The organism is Bifidobacterium sp. LH_512, from assembly GCF_056356435.1.
Genome location: NZ_JBKEUE010000001.1, coordinates 639948 through 659572 on the forward strand (window position 1 = coordinate 639948; position 19625 = coordinate 659572).

At 56.7% G+C, this 19625-nt stretch carries 21 protein-coding genes and 2 pseudogenes; 19 read left to right on the forward strand and 4 right to left on the reverse strand.

The features are described from left to right. The first annotated feature begins 100 nt into the window (after window positions 1-100). The 4 genes from AC1AWD_RS02745 to AC1AWD_RS02760 all read left to right on the forward strand — a co-directional run bounded on the left by AC1AWD_RS02745 (window position 101) and on the right by AC1AWD_RS02760 (window position 3944). Entirely contained in the window at window positions 101-1837 is a 1737-nt protein-coding gene (locus AC1AWD_RS02745; protein ID WP_476563505.1) for a tetratricopeptide repeat protein, read from the forward strand. Between the two features lie 55 nt (window positions 1838-1892). Continuing rightward, on the forward strand, window positions 1893-2933 hold the full coding sequence (locus AC1AWD_RS02750; protein WP_476563506.1) for an HAD-IIA family hydrolase: 1041 nt from the start codon (window positions 1893-1895) through the stop codon (window positions 2931-2933). Window positions 2934-3013: 80 nt separating this feature from the next. Then, the gene (locus AC1AWD_RS02755) at window positions 3014-3184 is read left to right on the forward strand and encodes a hypothetical protein (RefSeq protein WP_476563507.1); all 171 of its coding nucleotides are present in this window, start codon (window positions 3014-3016) and stop codon (window positions 3182-3184) included. Next, on the forward strand, window positions 3177-3944 hold the full coding sequence (locus AC1AWD_RS02760) for a TlyA family RNA methyltransferase (protein ID WP_476563508.1): 768 nt from the start codon (window positions 3177-3179) through the stop codon (window positions 3942-3944). The genes AC1AWD_RS02755 and AC1AWD_RS02760 overlap by 8 nt, the downstream gene beginning before the upstream one ends. Here the strand turns inward: AC1AWD_RS02760 and AC1AWD_RS02765 are convergent. Further along, window positions 3917-4594: a hypothetical protein gene (locus tag AC1AWD_RS02765; RefSeq protein WP_476563509.1), complete on the reverse strand. Its 678-nt coding sequence runs from the start codon at window positions 4592-4594 to the stop codon at window positions 3917-3919. The two genes, AC1AWD_RS02760 and AC1AWD_RS02765, sit on opposite strands and share 28 nt — an antisense overlap. Before the next feature lie 188 nt (window positions 4595-4782). Here AC1AWD_RS02765 and AC1AWD_RS02770 point away from each other — a divergent pair, with 188 nt between their 5' ends. From AC1AWD_RS02770 to AC1AWD_RS02795, 6 genes and pseudogenes are all read left to right on the forward strand, one after another. Continuing rightward, a complete protein-coding gene (locus tag AC1AWD_RS02770) occupies window positions 4783-5727 on the forward strand; it encodes an NAD kinase (RefSeq protein WP_476563510.1) in 945 nt (314 codons plus the stop codon). A 32-nt stretch (window positions 5728-5759) separates the two neighbouring features. Then, complete coding sequence (gene recN, locus AC1AWD_RS02775; RefSeq protein ID WP_476563512.1) at window positions 5760-7490, forward strand: DNA repair protein RecN; 1731 nt, start codon at window positions 5760-5762, stop codon at window positions 7488-7490. Between the two features lie 38 nt (window positions 7491-7528). Continuing rightward, entirely contained in the window at window positions 7529-8188 is a 660-nt protein-coding gene (locus AC1AWD_RS02780; protein ID WP_476563514.1) for an HAD family hydrolase, read from the forward strand. Between the two features lie 104 nt (window positions 8189-8292). Next, on the forward strand, window positions 8293-8682 hold the full coding sequence (locus AC1AWD_RS02785) for a GntR family transcriptional regulator (RefSeq protein WP_476563516.1): 390 nt from the start codon (window positions 8293-8295) through the stop codon (window positions 8680-8682). 35 nt (window positions 8683-8717) lie between these two features. Continuing rightward, window positions 8718-9063: pseudogene (locus AC1AWD_RS02790) on the forward strand (ATP-binding cassette domain-containing protein); the annotation flags it as partial. A gap of 729 nt (window positions 9064-9792) precedes the next feature. Next, window positions 9793-10041, forward strand: coding sequence for a hypothetical protein (locus AC1AWD_RS02795; protein WP_476563518.1), 249 nt, complete (start codon window positions 9793-9795; stop codon window positions 10039-10041). A 6-nt stretch (window positions 10042-10047) separates the two neighbouring features. Here AC1AWD_RS02795 and AC1AWD_RS02800 read toward each other — a convergent pair whose 3' ends face one another. Then, window positions 10048-10494 carry a MerR family transcriptional regulator gene (locus AC1AWD_RS02800; RefSeq protein WP_003827715.1) on the reverse strand — a complete coding sequence of 149 codons (447 nt, stop codon included), beginning with the start codon at window positions 10492-10494 and terminating at the stop codon, window positions 10048-10050. 239 nt (window positions 10495-10733) lie between these two features. Between AC1AWD_RS02800 and AC1AWD_RS02805 the strand changes: the two genes are divergently transcribed. The 6 genes from AC1AWD_RS02805 to AC1AWD_RS02830 all read left to right on the forward strand — a co-directional run bounded on the left by AC1AWD_RS02805 (window position 10734) and on the right by AC1AWD_RS02830 (window position 15098). After that, on the forward strand, window positions 10734-11594 hold the full coding sequence (locus tag AC1AWD_RS02805) for an aldo/keto reductase (protein WP_032684300.1): 861 nt from the start codon (window positions 10734-10736) through the stop codon (window positions 11592-11594). A gap of 42 nt (window positions 11595-11636) precedes the next feature. Beyond that, on the forward strand, window positions 11637-12098 hold the full coding sequence (locus AC1AWD_RS02810) for a flavodoxin family protein (RefSeq protein WP_007052391.1): 462 nt from the start codon (window positions 11637-11639) through the stop codon (window positions 12096-12098). A 12-nt stretch (window positions 12099-12110) separates the two neighbouring features. Further along, complete coding sequence (locus AC1AWD_RS02815) at window positions 12111-12770, forward strand: flavodoxin (RefSeq protein ID WP_329778967.1); 660 nt, start codon at window positions 12111-12113, stop codon at window positions 12768-12770. A 196-nt stretch (window positions 12771-12966) separates the two neighbouring features. Next, on the forward strand, window positions 12967-13797 hold the full coding sequence (locus AC1AWD_RS02820; RefSeq protein WP_476563522.1) for a prolyl oligopeptidase family serine peptidase: 831 nt from the start codon (window positions 12967-12969) through the stop codon (window positions 13795-13797). Between the two features lie 159 nt (window positions 13798-13956). Beyond that, complete coding sequence (locus AC1AWD_RS02825) at window positions 13957-14370, forward strand: cupin domain-containing protein (RefSeq protein WP_476563524.1); 414 nt, start codon at window positions 13957-13959, stop codon at window positions 14368-14370. 215 nt (window positions 14371-14585) lie between these two features. After that, window positions 14586-15098, forward strand: coding sequence for a GNAT family N-acetyltransferase (locus AC1AWD_RS02830; protein ID WP_476563526.1), 513 nt, complete (start codon window positions 14586-14588; stop codon window positions 15096-15098). 57 nt (window positions 15099-15155) lie between these two features. Here the strand turns inward: AC1AWD_RS02830 and AC1AWD_RS02835 are convergent, their stop codons facing one another. Then, on the reverse strand, window positions 15156-15581 hold the full coding sequence (locus tag AC1AWD_RS02835; RefSeq protein ID WP_007052397.1) for a peptide deformylase: 426 nt from the start codon (window positions 15579-15581) through the stop codon (window positions 15156-15158). A 171-nt stretch (window positions 15582-15752) separates the two neighbouring features. Between AC1AWD_RS02835 and AC1AWD_RS02840 the strand changes: the two genes are divergently transcribed. Then, window positions 15753-16628, forward strand: coding sequence for a bifunctional diaminohydroxyphosphoribosylaminopyrimidine deaminase/5-amino-6-(5-phosphoribosylamino)uracil reductase RibD (locus AC1AWD_RS02840; protein ID WP_476563528.1), 876 nt, complete (start codon window positions 15753-15755; stop codon window positions 16626-16628). A 197-nt stretch (window positions 16629-16825) separates the two neighbouring features. Here the strand turns inward: AC1AWD_RS02840 and AC1AWD_RS02845 are convergent, their stop codons facing one another. Continuing rightward, window positions 16826-17917 (reverse strand): hypothetical protein, encoded by a 1092-nt coding sequence (locus AC1AWD_RS02845; protein WP_476563530.1) that lies wholly within the window; start codon window positions 17915-17917, stop codon window positions 16826-16828. Window positions 17918-18696: 779 nt separating this feature from the next. On the opposite strand from AC1AWD_RS02845, the pseudogene AC1AWD_RS02850 reads away from it, so the two are divergent. Then, a pseudogene (locus AC1AWD_RS02850) lies at window positions 18697-19257 on the forward strand (AAA family ATPase); the annotation flags it as partial. Continuing rightward, window positions 19254-19625 carry a hypothetical protein gene (locus AC1AWD_RS02855; protein ID WP_476563532.1) on the forward strand — a complete coding sequence of 124 codons (372 nt, stop codon included), beginning with the start codon at window positions 19254-19256 and terminating at the stop codon, window positions 19623-19625. The pseudogene AC1AWD_RS02850 and the gene AC1AWD_RS02855, both read left to right, overlap by 4 nt.

Below are 19625 nucleotides of genomic sequence, written 5' to 3' on the forward strand. Positions count from 1 at the left end.
CCATAAAGCCAATAGGCTGACCATTTTCCATTATTCATTTTCCCTGTATCTGAACAACAGAGGCGCATATGCGTCCCTGCATGGTTAACAAAGGACATTCATGGCAGAAGAACAGCACGGTTCACGCGGCAACTTCCACGGCGATCGCAGGTCCTACAATTCCGGCAAGCCGGGATCCCGCGGCGACAAGGGATTCAAGCCGCGTTCCGGCAATGGCGGCAAGTCCTATGGACACAAATCCAGCGGTTTCCATAAGGATGGTGACCGTCGTGACGGCTATCGCAAGGGTAACGGCGAATTCCGCCGCGATGGCGAATTCCGTCGTGACTCCGAGGGCGGCGAGCGTCGCGAATATCGTGGCGGCGACCGTAAGTTCCAGAATCGCGGATCCAACGGCGACCGTCGTTCCGGTGGCTTCCGTCGCGACGGTGAATCTCGTGATTTCCGTGGTTCTCGCGGAGACAATCAGCGCTATCAGCGTCGTGACCATGACGATTTCCGCCAAAGCGATTCCCGCAAGGGCGGTTTCCGTGAGGGTGGCGACCGTCCGTTCCATCGCGATGACGACAATCGCCATGACGGCGGCTTCCGTCGTGATGACCGTCGTGATAATCGTCGTGACGGCCAGCGTGATTTCCACCACGGCGACCGTCGTGACGATCGTCGTTCCGGTGGCTTCCGCGGTGACGACCGCCGTGGCTTCCGTCGTGATGACCGCAATGGTCGTGACGAGCACCGCGAGTTCACACGCGAGGAAAAGGCCGCATATCGCGAAGAGAAACGTCGCGACTACCTGTCGAAGCCGCATCGCAATTCCGACGGCACAATCAGCTATCCGTCGCAGAACCCGTATACCGACCGTCGTCCGAACGAGCCGAAGATGCCACGCGGCATCGATCTGAAGATGCTCAGCAAGGATGAGAAGGAACGTCTGCGCGGTCTGAGCAAGGAACACGCCGACAACATCGGTTATCACATTCTTGCCGCCTATACGCTTGAGGAAAGCGATCCAAAGGCGGCTCTCGAACATGCGAAGTGGGTGGCCCATCAGGCTTCCCGCATCGATTTCGCCCGCGAAACCCTGGCTTTCGTCGCATACCGTCAGGGCGACTATAAGCTGGCCATGCGCGAATTCCGCACCGCCTACCGTATGAACGGCTTCCTGGACTACCTGCCGTTCATCGCTGATTGCGAGCGTGGCGTCGGCAATCCGAAGAAGGCCATCGAAATCGCAATGTCCGATGAAGCGCGTCAGTTGCGCGGCGAAGCCAAGGCGGAAATGCTGCTGGTCTACGCAGGCGCGCTGGGCGATCTGAAGCTGTGGGACAAGGCCATCGAAATCGTGCACATGCTGGGCCGTTCCAAGGGCTTGGCCGGCGCCTACCGTATGCGCGCCATTCAGGCCGAACAGTACTTCCTGGAAGAGGCTGGCCGCACCGATGAAGCCGTCGACCTTGACGTGATGCTTGATCGTCTCGAATTGCAGTACGCTGACGCCGATGAGGATGAAACCCCCGACGATCTGGTCATCGAATACGATATGCACCAGATGTCCGAAGAGCTGATGGACCAGCTCGGCATCACCGAAGAGGATGCTCAGTACGCTCCGGAAGATCCGCAGGAAGAAGACGCTGAGGACGTCGAAAATTCGGATGACGAATCGGAAGAAGCGGAGGAATCCGAAGATGAAACGGAACTTCCTGCCGAAGAGGCGGAGGAAGGCGCCCGGTCCAACGAAGAGCCTGCTCAGGCATTCGACGAAGGCGAACTGACCGAGCATGATCCGGCCGAAGAGGGCGAAACCGAAGAAGTCGTTTCGGAAGAATCCGCAGAGTGAAGTCTGAAGGCTGAACCATTTCGATACCGACCTTGGAAGGGAATGACCACAAACGATGACAGGTATGCTTAAATCCACCGATAAGCCGTTAAGCGAAGCCTATCGGCTTGCTTTGCTTGACCTTGACGGTGTGGTGTACCGAGGCAAGAATCCGGTCGAATACGCTGCGGACAGCATCCGTGCCGCCGAATCGGCGGGTATGACGGTGGAATATACGACGAATAATTCGTCCCGCCTACAGTCCGTGGTGGCCGAACAGCTGCGCGGTTTCGACTTGGATGTCGAACCCTGGCAGATCATCACGTCATCGGTTGTGGCCGCCCGCATGGTGGCCCGTGCCGTTCCCGCCGGAGCCAAAGTGCTGGTAGTAGGCGCCGAACATCTTCGTCAGGAAGTCGCCAAGCAGGGACTCGTCGTCGTGGAATCCACGCAGGATGAACCTGCAGCGGTTATCCAAGGTTGGTATCCCGAAATGACATGGAACCAGATGGCACAGGCGGCGTACGCGGTCGAACATGGGGCCGTATATTTCGTCACCAACCGCGATTTGACGATTCCACGCGAATTGGGCATCGCCCCCGGCTGCGGATCGATGATCATGGCCGTTATCAACGCGACCGGCGTCGAACCGGTTTCCTCGGCAGGCAAGCCGGAATCCGCCATGTACGACGAAGCCCGACTATTGGCTGCCCACGATGGAGCCACCCCGGTCGCCAAGGAGCTGTGTTTGGCCATCGGCGATCGTCTTGACACCGATATCGAAGCCGGTACCCGCGGCGGCTACGATTCCTTGGCCGTACTGACCGGCGTGACGAATCCGAACGAATTGATGACCGCACCGCAGCATTTGCGCCCGAGCTTCATTGCCAAGGATCTCCGTGGTCTGAACGAAGCGCAGCAGGCCACCATCCGCAACGGAGAAACCTGGGCCTGCGCCGAAGATTTCGCCCGCATCGAAGGCTCTCAGGTGCAGGTCAGCGACGTGCATTCGATGAACGCCTTGCGTGCGGCCTGCAGCATGCTGTGGAATGCGGCCGATCAAGGCGTGGACGTGCAAAGCCTCGAATTGCCTCGCTTCGAAATCGAAGCCGACTGATCGTTACGGACCCGCATACCTCCGATTCAAAGGAGCTATGCGGGTTTTCACATGCCGACAAGAAGTGGTAGGGGAAGAACATGATGGAACAATCCGAGCGCCAACCGCAAGAAACCAAGCATATGGCAATATCGGAACGCTTCACCGCATTGCAGCACATCGACGACTTGGACGACGCGCAATGCGTCGAATTGTTCTCCGATATTCTCAACGCATTGCAACACGATCTCGACGGACGTCATCATGAATAATATCGGCCATCGCACATTTCGTCTGGACGCATATTTGTCGGATACCGGCATCGTCGCAACCCGGTCGAAGGCGCAACGTCTCATCAAAGACGGACATGTGCAAGTCAACGGCATAACCGTCACCAAGACGGCAGCACAAGTGTCCGACGTCGACGGCATCACCGTCGACAAAGGCGACGATTACGTTTCCCGTGGCGCCTACAAACTGGTCGGCGCATTTGACGCGTTTTCAAAAGACGGCCTGCCATTCGCCCAAGGCCTGCAATGTTTGGATATCGGCGCGTCGACAGGCGGCTTCACCGAAGTGTTGTTGCGCCACGGCGCCGCACAAGTCATCGCACTGGACGTCGGCCACGGCCAGTTGGATTCTCGCATCGCCAATGATGGTCGCGTTATCGAAATGAGTGGCGTCAATATTCGCGACGTCGAAGCGTCGGATCTGCCGTTCTTGCCGCAGATGATCGTTTCCGACGTATCCTTCATCTCACTGACGTATGTCATTCCCGTCATCGCGCGCATCGCGGCACCGGGCGCGCATATCGTGCTGCTGGTCAAACCGCAGTTCGAAGTCGGTAGAGCGCACCTCAATCGCAATGGCATCGTCGAAGACCAGGCCATACGCGAACAGGCCTTGCATGATGTAATGCGATGCGCAACCGAACATGGTTTTGCGGTTCAATCGACCTGTGTCTCTCCGATTGAAGGAACATACGGCAACGTCGAATTTCTGCTTTACGCGACGCTGCCTGCCTGTGCTTGACGTTTGCTGCTGTCGTGAACGCTGATTACATGTGCGGTGGGTGATATGTCCAGACTCTTATCGTACACGATTTTCTCCACCCAACATTCCGCGCCGACACGCACGGAAGATGCGTTGATGCTGTGGCAGCTCAGCCGATGCACTTCCACCGATTCGCCTCGGACATTCAATGCGCTGCTTGAGCCGGCGTATCGTCGAATCGCCAGGCATGTAAGCAACGCTGAATCCAAAGGACGCAAACGAAGATCACGCGTACGAAGCTCCTTGCCGTGCAGCACGCCGTTAAGATGCGCCGTATCTGCGCGAATCAGACGCTTGTTAATCAATTTTCCATTGATTTCAAGTCTTTCATTGCAATGTAGAATTCCGGCGACATCCAGTAGTCCGGTGAATTGCAGCGTATCGCACCATCCGTCGCCGTCGATGCGCAGCGATCCATGACCATGAATGCCGCCGACTTGCATATTGCCGTCGCACATGATGTCGCCGTTACATTGCACACGATGCCCGATAAGTTCCGGCGTGTACACGGAGCCGTGTAATTCAAGTAAGCGGAAGCGTACGCCGCAATCGAATTCCACGTCGCCTTTGACATGAATTATTCCGTATTGACCAGCCTGTACAAGGCCGGTGCGGATTGTGATATCCATCGTTCCCGCCTTCAGTTGTAGGGCGTCACTGTCCTATTTCCCATTGTCGGAGAAAAACGGGTGAAGACGGGTAACGACTTGGATGAATTTTTGTTTTTCGATGTGATGTGTGAAGCGTCGTGTCTCCATTCGTTCATTTGTTCGATTACACTGTAAGTGGTGAGTTGATTCGACCAGGAGGTTGACGGATGGCAGACACTCGTCACGCGGTGGTGGTGACGCATAGCAGAATCCGACAGGGCGGCACTATCGTGAATGAGGCTGTGGATCAGCTACGTCATGCCGGTTTCAGCGTATCGATTATCGACAATGCTGAAGCGCCGGAATTCGGCATGGCCTCCCCGCGGGTGCCGGACGATACGGAAATCGTCGTGGTACTGGGCGGTGACGGCACCATTCTGCGCGCCGCCGAACTGGTGCATTGCACACGCGTGCCGATCCTTGGCGTCAACCTGGGACATGTTGGATTTTTGGCCGAGTTCGAGAGCTTCCAGATGAGTGAGGCCATTCGGCGCATCGCCGAGCATGACTACTACATTGATGAGCGCATGATCGCGCACGCCGACGTGTGGCTGCCCGGAGCGGATGAACCGATTGAGGATTGGGCGCTGAACGACATCACGCTGGAACGCGTCGATCGTGGCAAAATGATCGAAATGGCGATTCAGGTTGATGGTGTTGAGATGAGTTCATTCGCGGCCGACGGCGTTATTGTATCCACGCCGACAGGCTCCACCGCATACGCGTTTTCCGCCGGCGGACCGGTGATCTGGCCGAACGTCAAAGCGTTGCAGTTGGTGCCGTTGGCCGCGCATGCGTTGTTCGCGCGCCCTTTGATCATTGGTGCCGGTTCGACGTTTGCCGTGGATATTTTGGAGGATTCCATGTCGGATGGGTGGATTTGCTGCGATGGCCGCCGTCAGCGTGCCCTGCCGAGGGGCACACGCATGGAGGTCCGCCAGTCGAAAGATACGTTGCAGTTGGCGCGCCTGTCCGGCGTTCCGTTCACGCATCGCCTGGTCACGAAGTTCGATTTGCCCGTCGTGGGATGGCGTGAGCATGCGCGGCAGGACCAGTTGCGCCACGAGCGGTGCGCGGACGCAACCGTGATGCCGGATGAAGAACGACGCTGATGCGCGTCCCCTGACAGGTGAGATGGACATACATGCTTGAAGAGCTCGAGATTCATGATTTAGGCCCTATCCGTTCGGCGATGCTGGAACCGGCGCGGGGCATGACCGCGATCACTGGCGAAACGGGTGCGGGCAAGTCGATGTTGCTCAGTGCGATTCGCCTGATTTCCGGCGGTTCCGCTGATTCCGGGCGTGTCGCGCCCGGTGCGGATAAGGCTTGGGCGCAGGGCGTCTTTCGGGTTGATGCCGCACGTGATCGCGACGTTGTGGCTGTGACGGAGGACGTCGGCGTTGATATACAGGATGATGAGCTGTTCCTGGCCCGAACGATTCCCTCATCCGGCCGTTCCCGTGCGACGCTGTGTGGGCGCAGCGTTCCCCGTTCGGTGCTGAATGCCGTGGCGGAGCATTTGGTCACTGTCCATGGTCAAGCTGATCAGCTACGCATCGTTTCGACGACGCGCCAGCGCGATCTGCTCGATTCATACGCCGATGATGATGAGGCGTTGCTGTCGTATCGCGCCGTATGGAACGAGCTGCAGTCGGTGGAGGAACGAATCCGGCGCGTCACCAATCAGGAAGCTTCGGCGCGGCAGCAGGCGGATTATCTGCGTGAATCCATTGAACGCATCGCTCGAGTCGATCCCAAGCCGGGGGAGGACGACGATCTGAGGGAACGCCGCGACCGCATCGAAAACTCGGCGAGGATCACTGAAGGCGTCTCCGGAGCGCTGGCCGCGTTGGACGCTTCCCAGCTGGGCGTGCGGGATGAAGGTGCGGGCGCGATCGCGTTGATTGAAACCGCGGTGCATGCGTTGCGGGGCATACATATGGATGGCGTGTTCGATCAGGCTGTCCAACGTTTGGAATCGATGAATGCCGATCTCGAGGACGTCGTCTTCACGTTGTCGCGGCAGATTGACGACGACTCTGAAACCGAAAGCCTGGATGCCATCAATAACCGCATTCATGAATTGCGCGAGCTGACTCGCCGCTGGGGGCCGACCTTGGCTGATGTGATTGCCTGGCGGGACAAAGCCGTTTTCGACCTTGAGGATCTTGATGCCTCCGATGAGCGTATCGGCGAATTATGCGCGCAGCGTGACCGGTTGCGTACCGAAGCCGTACGGAAGGCTGCGGTGCTGAGCGAACAACGTCGGGCTGCCGCCGTCGAATTGAGCGACAGCGTGACCGGCGAATTGGAGTCGCTGGCCATGGCGGGTTCGTCGCTGTGCATTCGGGTGACGCCGCGCATCGGGGAGGGGATGTTGGATGCGAACGGCTGTGATGACATTGAATTCCTGTTCACGCCTTTCCCCGGTTCCGCACCGCTGCCTATGGGGAAAAGCGCGTCTGGCGGTGAACTGAGCCGTCTGATGCTCGCTCTGGAATTGTGCACGGCAGGTCGGCGGATCGATGCCGGTTCGAGAGATGCCATGTCTTCGATGACGTTCATTTTCGACGAAGTCGACGCCGGTGTCGGTGGCAAGGCCGCTGCAGAATTGGGCCGTCGTCTGGCCCGTCTCGCCCGAAGCGCGCAGGTGATTGTCGTGACGCATCTGCCTCAGGTGGCGTCTTGGGCGGACAGCCAATTCGTTGTGCGTAAACGAGAGGCGGATGACGGGGAAAGCGTGGAAACCACGGTGATGCCGGTGTCCGGCGAGGATCGCGTCAATGAGATCGCGCGTATGCTGTCGGGCACGGAATCCGAAGCCTCTCTTGGCCATGCGCGGGAACTGCTGGACGAATCGCATCTTGGATAAGCGGTTGCATTGCGTGAACCATGGGATAGGAGCAAGTGATGGACGTCAATACCGGTAAGGCCGCCATTTTCGATCTTGACGGCACGCTGCTGGATTCGATGGGCGTGTGGGATCAGGTTGATATCGATTTCCTTGCCAAGCGCGGCATCGCCGTGCCGGACGACTATATGACCAAAGTCGCTTCGATGCAGTTCCGTCAGATCGCCGAATATACAATCGCGCGTTTTGATTTGCCGGACACGCCGGAAGATCTGATGGCCGAGTGGGATGAGATGGCCTCTGTCGCCTACGGTACGGTGGTCGAGGCGAAGCCGTACGCGCATGACTATCTGCGGGCGTTGAAGGAATCGGGTGCGGCATTGGCGGTCGCCACGTCGTTGCCCCCGCATCTGCGCGAGCCCGCGATGAGGCATGTCGGCATCGACCGGTATTTCGATCAGGTGGTCAGTGTGGACGATGCCGGCGATGTCGGCAAGGACCAGCCGGATGTGTATTTGTTGGCGGCCTCCCGATTGGGCGTCGAGCCGGAGTGCTGCACGGTGTTCGAGGATCTGCTGGTCGCCATGAAGTCCGCGAAATCGGCAGGCATGCGCGTGTGGGCCATGCATGACGATTCCTCTGCCTGTGATTGGCCGGCGATCTGCGAGGTCGCGGACGGCGTGCTTTTTGATTTTCATGACGCGCCGCGAATATTGTGAACTGTTATACGACACGCTAATGCAGTCGGTTCTTCACTGTGTTTCTGTTATATAGAACAGTTATACAGCTGTTCTAGCGCTATGAAACAGAAAGGGGCAACGGCATGAGACTGATCATCTCGTCCGTGTCCGGAGAACCGATCTACGAGCAGATCAAAAACCAGATTCGCGCGGCCGTGCTTTCCGGCGAACTCGCGCCGGGGGAGGCACTGCCCTCCCTGCGCAGGCTCGCCAAGGAGCTGCGCGTGTCCATGCTGACGATCACGAGAGCGTACAACGAGCTTGCCGAGGACGGCATAGTGCAGAACATCCAAGGCAAGGGCACTTTCGTGATGAATCGCGGCAACGAGCTGATGAAGCGACGTGCCCGCGGTCGTATACGGGAGCTTTTCGCACAGACGTCGGTCGCGGCCAAGGCCGCTGACATCCCTCTGGACGAATTGCACGCTCTGCTCGAGGAAGCGTATGGCGACGCCGACGAAGCGGCCCGATAGGCCGTCATGTCCGGGCGTATGCCAGGAGGGCAACGATGAACACAATGCAGGAGACGGCGACGGCGCTGTCCGTCACAGGTCTGACCAAACACTATGATTCCGGATTCAGGCTTGACGACATCACGTTCGACCTGCCGGTCGGATACATCATGGGCCTGATCGGGCCGAACGGCGCAGGCAAGTCGACACTGATCAAGCTGATGCTCAACATGCTTCATCGGGATGCGGGGGATATCCGGATCCTGGGACACGACGTCCTCGCCGCGGAGGAGACGGTGAAAGAGCAGCTCGGCGTGGTGTTCGACTCCAGCTATTTTCGTCGAGACCTGGAGCGTGGGCAAGGTCGAACGCGTGATGGCGCCGATGTACGGAAAATGGAATCAGCCATATGTTACCTTATCGTTCAAGAAACGCTGATTTTCCAACGTTTTGCGGGACCCGGACCCCGCAATGACACCAATGGAAAATGACGCGACCGTTTACGGGGGTGTCCCGGACGGCCCGTTGTGCGTCATTCGCTGTTGTGGTTGTCCCGTGTCATCGCCGGCGCCTTGGTCCTACGCAAAAGCACCTTGCGGATTATCCCATATCCCATCGTCATGCCGCATCGGTGCGGTGATGCTTAATTGAGTTGGGCTTGGGGTGCTTTTAGTGCATATTGGTCAATCGGTCCCTTTTTGCCTCGTCAGGAGTTCGCGTAAGCGCGACGTGATTCGGTTGCGCGCTGGCCCGCATACGCAATGTCATGGAAATCGGTAGCAATATCAGTCCAATACCATGAACATCATTGGGATGTCGAACTGAGATTCGGGCAATGCAACAAAGTCGAGCGCTCACGAGGCCGGTTATGGATACGAGGACAGTTGCGTCCAGAGCACTATTGGCGAAATTGTTATGAGCGCAAAACCAGTTCACAAGCAAAGAGTATAGGCATTGCGCATATGGTGATTATATTCATTCTGAAATGTTACCTTGATTGTCCAGCTCATTCCACGAGGATGGGCGGCGGCGCCGTTTCAGCTGCCTTTATGGATGAGGCTGGGGATTATGCGAGGGGCCGATCGATTTGGCCGAGTTGATGGCCCGCACCTGTTGGCACTATGAAATTAGATGTGGTATGACGTATCTTCCGGCATCGTATGGTCCTATTTGGTTCCCGATGCTGATACGTTGAGGAATCTTGCCATCCTGCTTGACGTGACCATCGGAGACAATAGCATGATCGGTACCGGGCTGGTTATCGCGCGTGACATTACCGCCGATGTGGTTGCCGTGGATGCGCCGTGCAAGGTGTCGCGTCCAATCGGCGAACGGGACCGTGGGCATTGCTGGCGTAATCGCAGGCTCGACGTGTCATGATGATGGCTATTCGCAGTTGTCTGCAGGGTTGATGAGGTTGGAATAATAATCGATTTTTCCGGCAAGCACATCGTCGTAGAAGGTCTGCTTACGGTCGATATAGTCGATGGCGTCTTGGACTTCGGACAGTTTTTTCTCGAGCGCGCGCCGTTTGATAGCGAGGATCTCCTTGCGTTCCGGTATTGACGATTCGCCTTCAAGACAGAGTTGCGTGTAATGCTGCATCTCCTTGATTCCGAGGCCACATTGCTTGAGACAAGTCAATCCGTTGATCCACGCGATGCTCCGCTCATCGAAGATGCGGCGGTTGTTCTGGTCTCGCTCAACTCCCGGCACGAGTCCGGAATTGCAGTAGAACTTCAGTGCTTCATAGTTCATGCCGGTCAATTCGCATGCCTGCTTCATCGTATAGGTCTTCATGCTCGCATGGGGTGATATCGCAGTGATTGCCATATATGGTCTCCTTGTAGATGCTACGCGGCGGGATGTTCTGTGGCATGGCTGGAGAGAAATTGGGCCTGGCCGCGTTGTTGTTGCTCGTGTCCATCATGGCATGATTCCGGTGGTATTTACCGGTAGATAGTACCGGCGTGTCGCAATTTGACCGGTAGCAGCTACCGGATTTTATCTTTGGGGCTATGGATGGCATATATGCCGACATCTCATATCAACGAATTCACGGAAGGCAAAACATGGAATATGTGAAGCTCGTCAACGGCGTCGAAATCCCGAAGATCGGGTACGGCGTCTTCCAGATCAGCAAGGACGATGCCCAGCGCTGCGTGCGTGAGGCCATCGAGACCGGGTACCGCCATATAGACACCGCACAGTCGTACTTCAACGAGGCGGAAGTCGGCCAAGGCATCAAGGATTCCGGCATCGATCGCAAGGAACTGTTCCTCACCACCAAGATCTGGATTAGCAATTATGGCTATGAGAATACGCTGAAGTCCGTCGATGTGTCCTTGAAGAAGCTTGGTACCGATTATCTCGACCTGATATTGCTGCACCAGCCGTTCTCCGATACCTACGGTGCATGGCGTGCTCTCGAAAAGCTCTACAGGGACGGCGTGATTCGCGCAATCGGCGTGAGCAACTTCTATCCGGACCGTCTGGCCGACATGGTTGCTTTCAACGAGATCGCCCCGATGGTCAATCAGGTCGAGACCAATCCGATCAACCAGCAGATTGAGGCCCACGAGAACATGGTCAAGCGCGGAGTGGCGCAGGAAGCATGGGCGCCGTTCGGGGAGGGCATGCAGAACATGTTCTCCAATCCCACTCTGGGCAAGATCGGCGAGGCGCACGGCAAGTCCGTCGCGCAGGTGATTCTGCGCTGGCTCACCCAGCGTGACATCATCGCCCTGCCCAAGTCCACGCACAAGGAACGCATGGAGGAAAACCTGAACATCTTCGATTTCCAGCTCTCTGACGATGAGATGGCAACCATCGCGGGTCTTGACACCAAGACCAGCATGTTCTTCCGCCACGACACCCCCGATGCAGTCGACCGCTTCGTTGGCTACGTCAAGGATCGTGCCGGCCGTGAGTGATCGCAGCCTGTGAATACCCCTTTTCCGGAAAGGAATACGATCATGACCATTCTTTTCGTCAACGGCAGCCCAAATGGCAACGGCAACACCGCGCATCTGGCTGCAACGCTGCTTGCCGGCCATGATTACGGAACCCTGAATCTTACTGATTACCGCATCAACGCCTTTGGACAGACGCTGCCCGGCGATCAGTTCGACGAGGTCATCGAACGCATCAAACAGGCCGACGTCGTAGTGCTCGGTTCTCCCGTTTACTGGCACAACCTGTGCGCCTCGGTACGTACCCTTATGGAACGCTGCTATCTGAATCCCCAAGTGGATCAGCTCGGAGGCAGATTGTTCTTGGTTTTCCAAGGTGCAGGTCCGGAACAGTGGATGCTTGATGCCGGCGTATATTCCGTCGAGCGTTTCGCCGGAATGTACGGCATGACCTACGAGGGCGTGGCCCACAATGCCGCGGAGGCCAAGAAGCTGGCAAATGCATTGAATTCGGTAAGGGAATAGGAGGGACAACTGATGCGTAGTGCAAGCGTATTGATCAAAAAAGTGCTGGCATGCGTCGTCGGGTTGGGCATGATGGGTCTTGCCGCATGCGGCGGTGGCGCCGGCGGCTCCTCGACGAGTAATTCCTCTTCGTCGGCCAAGGGCGGATCTTCATCGAGCTCGTCGTCCGCGTCGAATGGCAAGGCCGTTGTGGTGTATTTCTCGGCATCCGGCAACACCAAAAGAGCTGCCGAGGCCATCGCCGAGGAACTTAACGCTCCAACGTTCGAGCTCACCCCGCAGCAGCCATACACCGATGATGACCTTGATTGGACCGATCCGGATAGCCGCGTCATCAGAGAACACGAGAACGAATCCCTGCAGGACGTCAAGCTCGCCGATACGAAGGTGCCCGATTGGGATACCTACAACACCGTATACCTTGGCTTTCCGATTTGGTGGATGACGCCCGCCTGGCCGGTGAACGACTTCGTCAAGTCCAACGATTTCACAGGCAAGACGATCATTCCTTTCTGCACTTCAACCAGCTCCGGCATCGATGACAGCGCGTCCACGCTTCAGAAGATGGCCGGTGCCGGCACATGGCTCACCGGGCATCGATTCTCGGGTTCGGTTTCCGAGAAGGACGTGACCGATTGGCTGAGCCAGACCAGGAACGGCACCGCCGAATAGCTAAGATGCGGGGTGGCTATCGCTGAAGCGATTATTCCGCTGCATGTCGTGTTGCGTAACAGGCCGTCCCTCATCCTTGTCTTTTTCTTCAGCGTGGGTATTGCGATTGCTACAGCAAAGGAGTGTCATGAAACGTATATTGATTGCGATCACCGGTTTCGTCTGCGCGCTCGCGCTTATGATATGCGGTGTCAGTGTGCTTTCCGGTTTCTCCACGGCTTCCGAGAAAAAAGGTTTGTCGGCATCTGGGAGCGGTAGGGAAGTCACGACGCGCGACCATGGCGCGTCCTCAGGCTGGACCTTCAGTGAAGGAACCGGCGAATACAGAGGATTCGTGCTCGACAACGTATTGCGCTCGTCCACGCAAGGCAATATCCATTTCAACCTGTACGTGCCCGATTCGTACGACGGAGCGAAGCCCTATGCGCTGTTCGTCACGCTTCCCGGCTATCAAGGACTGCATTTTCAAGGAGTGGGAATCAACTTGCGAACAGAGGAATTCGGATTCGTGGCGCAAGACTACAACAGGAACATGATCATTGCGGCGCCGCAGCTTGACGATTGGGGTGACACGAGCGCCAAGCAGACCATCGAATTGACCGAATATCTGCTTGACGTATACAACATCGACCGAAACAAGGTGTACGGCGAGGGGTATTCCGGTGGTGGTGAGACGATGTCCCGCGTGATGGGCATGCGTCCCGAGCTGTTCTCGGCCTATCTGCAATGCGCTTCGCAATTCGACGGCGATATCGAGGTGCTTGCCAAGGCTCGCACGCCGGTTCGGCTGGTGGTCGGAGCACACGACGAATATTACAGGGCTCAACCATCGCGAGAAACGTATGATCGATTGCATGCCCTGTACCGTGACCAAGGGCTGACGGACATCCAGATTGATCGAATCCTTGTGCTCGATGTCAGACCCGACTCATACTTCAGCTCGCAAGACATTAGTGATCAGCATGGTCGGGGCGGTTATCTTTTTGCCAACGATTCGGATATCATGGGCTGGCTCTTCAATCGATAATCATTTGGAAAATCAAGATTTAAGATTGAAATCGTCGGCCACGATGCGAGGTCTATGATATTTGCTGCGGCGTTCCGCCGCTGTCGGCGGATGCTGGATGCGGTTCGGGAATCTGTCTGATTCGTGAGTCGTTGAACCAATCACAAAAAGGAGAATATTATGACAATCAGCAATCCCAGCCCGTTTCCACTTGGAGAACCCAACGACGGGTTCGCGCAATACTTCGACGGGCAGAGCTACCTAGCATCGGTGCTCGGCTCGTCGGAGACCTCGATTCACAATGTGACCTTCGAACCAGGATGCCGTAATCACTGGCATATCCATCATCACGGATCGCAAATTCTCATTGCCGTTGGAGGCCGTGGTTACTATCAACTTGAAAATGAAGTGCCAAAGGAGCTGAAGGCCGGGCAGGCTGTACGCATTCCACCGGATACCAAACACTGGCATGGCGCGGCTCCGAGCGAATCATTCAGCCATCTGGCGTTCATGATGCCTGACGGCAGTGGCAAGCCAATCGACAACGAGTGGCTTGAGCCGGTGGATCCGGACGTATACGAATCTCTGCGCTGATTCCAGGGGCGCTTATATCCTGTGCAGTTCAGGCATCTCGTCTTTCAGACGCTTCGTCCGGACAATGGTTTTGTGGAATGAAATGACGGGCGGATGAACGTTCGTTGCATCGTTACAGACCAATAGCGTCGGCGTTAGTTTGGCCTTGGTTTTTGAATGCATGACGGACTCATCGTAAAACAATCGTTGTCAGCAGAAGCCTCTATGCTCCTGCCATGCGTTTGATTGAGGTGTGGTCGGGAGAACCGGAACGGACTTATGCGCTGTTCAATAAGTTCCCCGCGGATGAAAACGGATTCGAGAATCCGGCGTCCGGCATGGACAAGGCCGCTTTCGGGGAATATGTGCACGATCTTGAAAACGAGGCCGCAGGCATCGGACTCAAGCCCGGTTGGGTGCCGGCCACCAAATACATCCTTGTGAACGATCAAGGCGAATATGTCGGCATCTTCAACCTGCGTCATGAGCTCAACGATGCATTGATGGAAGGCGCGGGCCATATCGGATACGGAATCGCTCCCGAATGGCGTGGACGCGGATATGCTACCGAGGGATTAAGGCTATTGCTTATCAAGGCGCGTGACGAGTTCGGCATCACGGAGGCGTACCTGTCCGTGCATAAGAACAATCCCGCCTCGTTGGCGGTGCAGCGTCATCTCGGCGCCCGTATCGATCACGAGTCGGACACTGAGTATTTCACGCGCATCGACACTCCGGCCACTGCCTAAGTTACAGGAAAAGATCCTTGCCACAGTACATCTTGCCGAGGCATTGCACGCTGAGCTTCAGATGATCACGCCATCGCAGTGGTCGATCTCATGTTGGATGATCTGCGCGGTGAAGCCAGTGAACGTGGCATGGCGTTCGCGGAACCTGCGGTCCTCATACGTCACCTCGATGCGCTGGTATCGCAATGTATGACGCTCGCCATTGAGGGACAGGCAGCCTTCGGAAGCGTCGTAGGCGCCGTCCTGCGCGGTGATGTGAGGATTGAACATGACGGTGATACGGCCACCCAAATCCTCGTCCACAAACGCGATGATGCGTTTGGGCACGCCGATCATATTGGCCGCCATGCCCACGCAGCCATTGCGATGCGCGTCAAGCGTGTCCTTCAAGTCCTGTGCCACGGCTAAATCCGCTTCGGTGTTTTCGGCCTCGACGGACGGTTGGCTCAGAAATGGGATAGACGTCATGATTTCACGCTGCATGTGATGTTTCCTCTCGCTGGTTCCTTTGCTGGTCTGCCAACATTGTATGGCGTTATTGTGCGACGCCGTACGGCGATGGAACGGATGATCGGTTCGCGCCTATCCATTTACGGAATGTCTCGTGGCGATTTTGGAATGTGGGACCGCAATCGACGCAATATGCTTGGAACCATGGATGACATGCCTCAATATCGGGAATACATGACGCAGGCGCTGGAACTGGCCCATAGGGGAGCCGGTTGGGTGAATCCGAATCCGTTGGTCGGCACGGTGGTGGTCCGCGACAGCGAGATTCTCGCAGCCGGATACCACGACCGCTACCGCGGACCGCATGCGGAACGCATGGCTTTCGACTACGCCGACGAGCATGGTATCGACATGCATGGAGCCACGGTCATCGACACTCTCGAGCCTTGCTGCCATGTCGGATCGCAGCCGGCATGCACCGATTTAATTCTTTCGCACGGCATAACGCGCGTCGTGGTCGGTTCGATCGATCCGAATCCCATCGTGGCCGGCAAAGGACTTCGCATTCTTGAGGAAACCGGTGTAGAAGTGGTATATGACGTGATGCGGGCGGAATGCGACGCCATCAATCGCCATTTCTTCCACTACATCACCACAGGAATGCCGTACATTGTGGACGGCAGAAAACATGCGGAGGAATCTGATGCCGAATACGCTGTACGTCGACGCGGGCTATATGCCACGTATGCGGCGGTGTTGGGCACATGTTCGACTGGTGACCGTGCGGGTGCCCCGGGTGATTCGAGCGGTACGGAAGGGTCGGCGGGAAGTGCCGCACGCTTTCCAGACTGGACGGATCGGCTGGATGTTTCGGACGGTGCCTTTGCCTATTTCGACGGGCCGGTTCAAGCTGTGGATGCGAACGAGGCGGTGGCCGGAAGTCACAAGCCGTTGCATCTCAATATCCGTGCGCTCGCCGACACGGAACCCGACGAATGGCTGCGCGAACTCGGCCGCCGCAAAATCGATAGCCTCGTCGTCGAGGATGATGACGTTTTCGAAATGCTGTCTTCGATCTGACGAAAAAAGGTGAACAATGGCGGCAGCTTACCGGTCAGATTCCTGAGCGAATAGATTTTCGAACACTCGGCTGCATCGATGAACCGGCCGAACAACGGTTTGGCGAGAATGCGAAGCAAATCCGGCTCATTACCGTCAATGATTGGAGTATCATCACCAACATTGTCTTGGTCCATTGCTTCGTAGCGTGCTCCGCGTTATCGGGAAACCTTTTTCATTGGAGACTTGTTCCTGTGCGTGTTCAGATTGCCAATGCGTTCCGTAAGCTGTGGATGATTGCTGGCAAATACCAGTAATAACTCAGGTGACAACTCCTGTATATGCTGCTCGGAGGGGATGGGGATCAGTGTGAGCTCGTTGTGCCGTGCGTTATCGATCAGTTTTCGTGCTCTCGAACGGGACTCCCATGCGACGGTCCGGTTCTCGTTCTCCCTCGTGATGTCGGCTATGTACTCGGGGAAGGCCATACGCTTCATATTCTCTTCGATTTGCAGTTGCCTGTCTTCATAGCTTGCGGGGTAGCGCCATTGGATTATGTTCAGGCTTTTCAAATCACAGATTCGGTGAAGTTCTTTCGTGGTCTCGTCTATTGCGCCTCCATTGCCATCAATCATCACTATTCCCGACTTCGAGCTTCCCGGTACCTGTGCGTACATCTCGGCTCCGGCGGGAAGCTCTTGTGAGGCTTCCATGGCAGACGAGGGGGAAGAAGGGTCGTTGATGGTGCTATATCGATAACCGTTGAGGGAGGAAATGCGCACGAATTCGCAATTCGGCTTGACGAGTTGGCCGTTCTTGAAGATGGGGTTGCCGTTATCGTCGGTAAGTTCTCCTGCAACGAAACCAGCCTGCAGTTGGATGGTGATCGTCGTGCCGTCAGCCGATGTGAGTTGCACTTCGTCGCCGGGCATGGCGGCAAGCGGTCCTATTTCCTGATCGGTGAGCCAGTCTCCGTGGTTGGTGGTGAACAGATGTGTGGTCTGTCGCTTGGTTGATTCATTCTGCTTGACGAGTCGGTTCAGTGCGCGCTGTCCGTGGTACACGCCCCGGGAATGAAGGACAATATCTACGGCTTTGTCATATGCCCGCCGAGAATTCTGCAGTTCGGCTGCGGTGCGTGGGGTCATTACCGGAGCCTGGTCGAGCTCGTTCGCGAGGTGAGCCACGTCAATGATGCTGCTTGGTTCGCCTGTGCTCGGTATGGCACCGTTGACGGCTTTGCCGTTGGATTCGTCGTCATGTGTTCCCGGGTCGTTGCCTTGGTTCGAGGTCTTGTTGCGGGCAGCCACTGAACGGTTGAAACGGTCCAGGTTTTTGGGGACATCTCACGATGAGAACCTTTTTTGTGCACCAGACAGGTGTGCTCTCCGCTATTGCACTCGGTGCGCTGGCCTGCTCGAGGGCCGACCATGATGATCCCTGTTTCCATGAGGATTCATCTCCATTGCTCGTGCGACTACTGACATCCTACGAGGTTATGGTAGTCGTTGTAACGTGGGTTTTTCTTCTACCGTGATCACATGCTGACTTCATCGCTTGTGTTGTTCCGCGTGGCAGCCGCATTCGGCGATTGATGTTGTCTTTGGAGCGGTTGATCCGTTCAGGTCGTGATTGGGGCCGTTGTTCAACGGCTTGAGGTAGAAATAGCCGCTCCAACTACGGCATGAATCACATCAACTGTCCCCATGGTAATCTCATTGCTGTCGCTGCTGGCTGTGCCTCAATCGAATGGATTGCGTGTGATTGGTTTCCGTTTTCAGATGTTGGCGCGATGCTGCGGATTCACGGGCTAAGGGGCACGGGTGCGCATGGGCAGATGCCGTCCGGAGCATAGGGAATCGCTCGTTCATCTGAATAGAACTATCGCGATTGATGACGATCGATGACACAAGTAGATGACATAGACTTGACACAAGTGCCGACCTCAAACGATGGTAACACAAATTTGTGTCACGAGATACGTCGAAGAAACGTTGAAATAGCAATGATTACGACGGCTGACCAATCTGAACAATAAACTCACGCATTGTTCGACTCCTATCTCACACGCTTCTGCCTAGACCGCGGCAAGCAGGTCAAGGAGCTGTCCCGAGGCATGCAGATGAAGCTGATGCTCGCCGTGGCGCTGAGCCATGACGCGAAGCTGCTGATCCTCGACGAGCCGACCAGCGGTCTGGACGTGCTGGCCCGCGACGAGTTGATGGACCTGCTGTCCGAATACATCGCGGACGGCGAACATAGCGTGCTGTTTTCGACGCATATCACCGCCGACCTGGAACGCGCCGCCGACTTCATCACCTACATCACCCACGGCAGCCTGTATTTCACCGGTCCGAAGGACGAATTCGAGGATTCCTTCCGCCTGGTCAAAGGCGGTCCCGACGACCTGACCCCTGCGCTGGAACGTGCGGCGTTGGGCGTACACCGTTATGCGACGGGCTTCGACGCCTTGATCCGCAGCGAAGAACTGCCGGGAATCGTCGCCGGACGGTCCGCGGGCGACGGAAGCGAAAGCAACACGGGCGTCGCGTTGGCCGTGGAACCGTCCTCGATCGACGACATCATCCGACTGACCAATGCGGATCACGGCCCGGCGACCATGCGCGGCAGCGTCCCGGAGGCGGTATGATGCGGATGTTTGGCGCCTTTCGCCTTGACTGGCATCGGATAACCGGCCGCGGCAACGATGTGGCGTTCATGCTGGCGTTCTTCCCGGCGTTGACGTTGCTGATGTCGTTTTCCACGGGTACGGGGGCGATGATGCCCGGCATCCAGGGAGGCCTGGTCGGAATGTTCGCCGTGCTGCCGATGAACCTGTTCGTCTATGAGGACCAACCGGCCGGCCATTGGCTCGGAGACATGGTGCCGCTCAGCCGCCGGCATCAGGTGATGGGAAGATATGTCTTCCTGCTGGTTCTCCTGGTGGTGATCATGGTGGAACTGGTCGTGTGCACGCTGATCGCCAATATCGCATCGGGCGATGCGCCATGGTCGTAG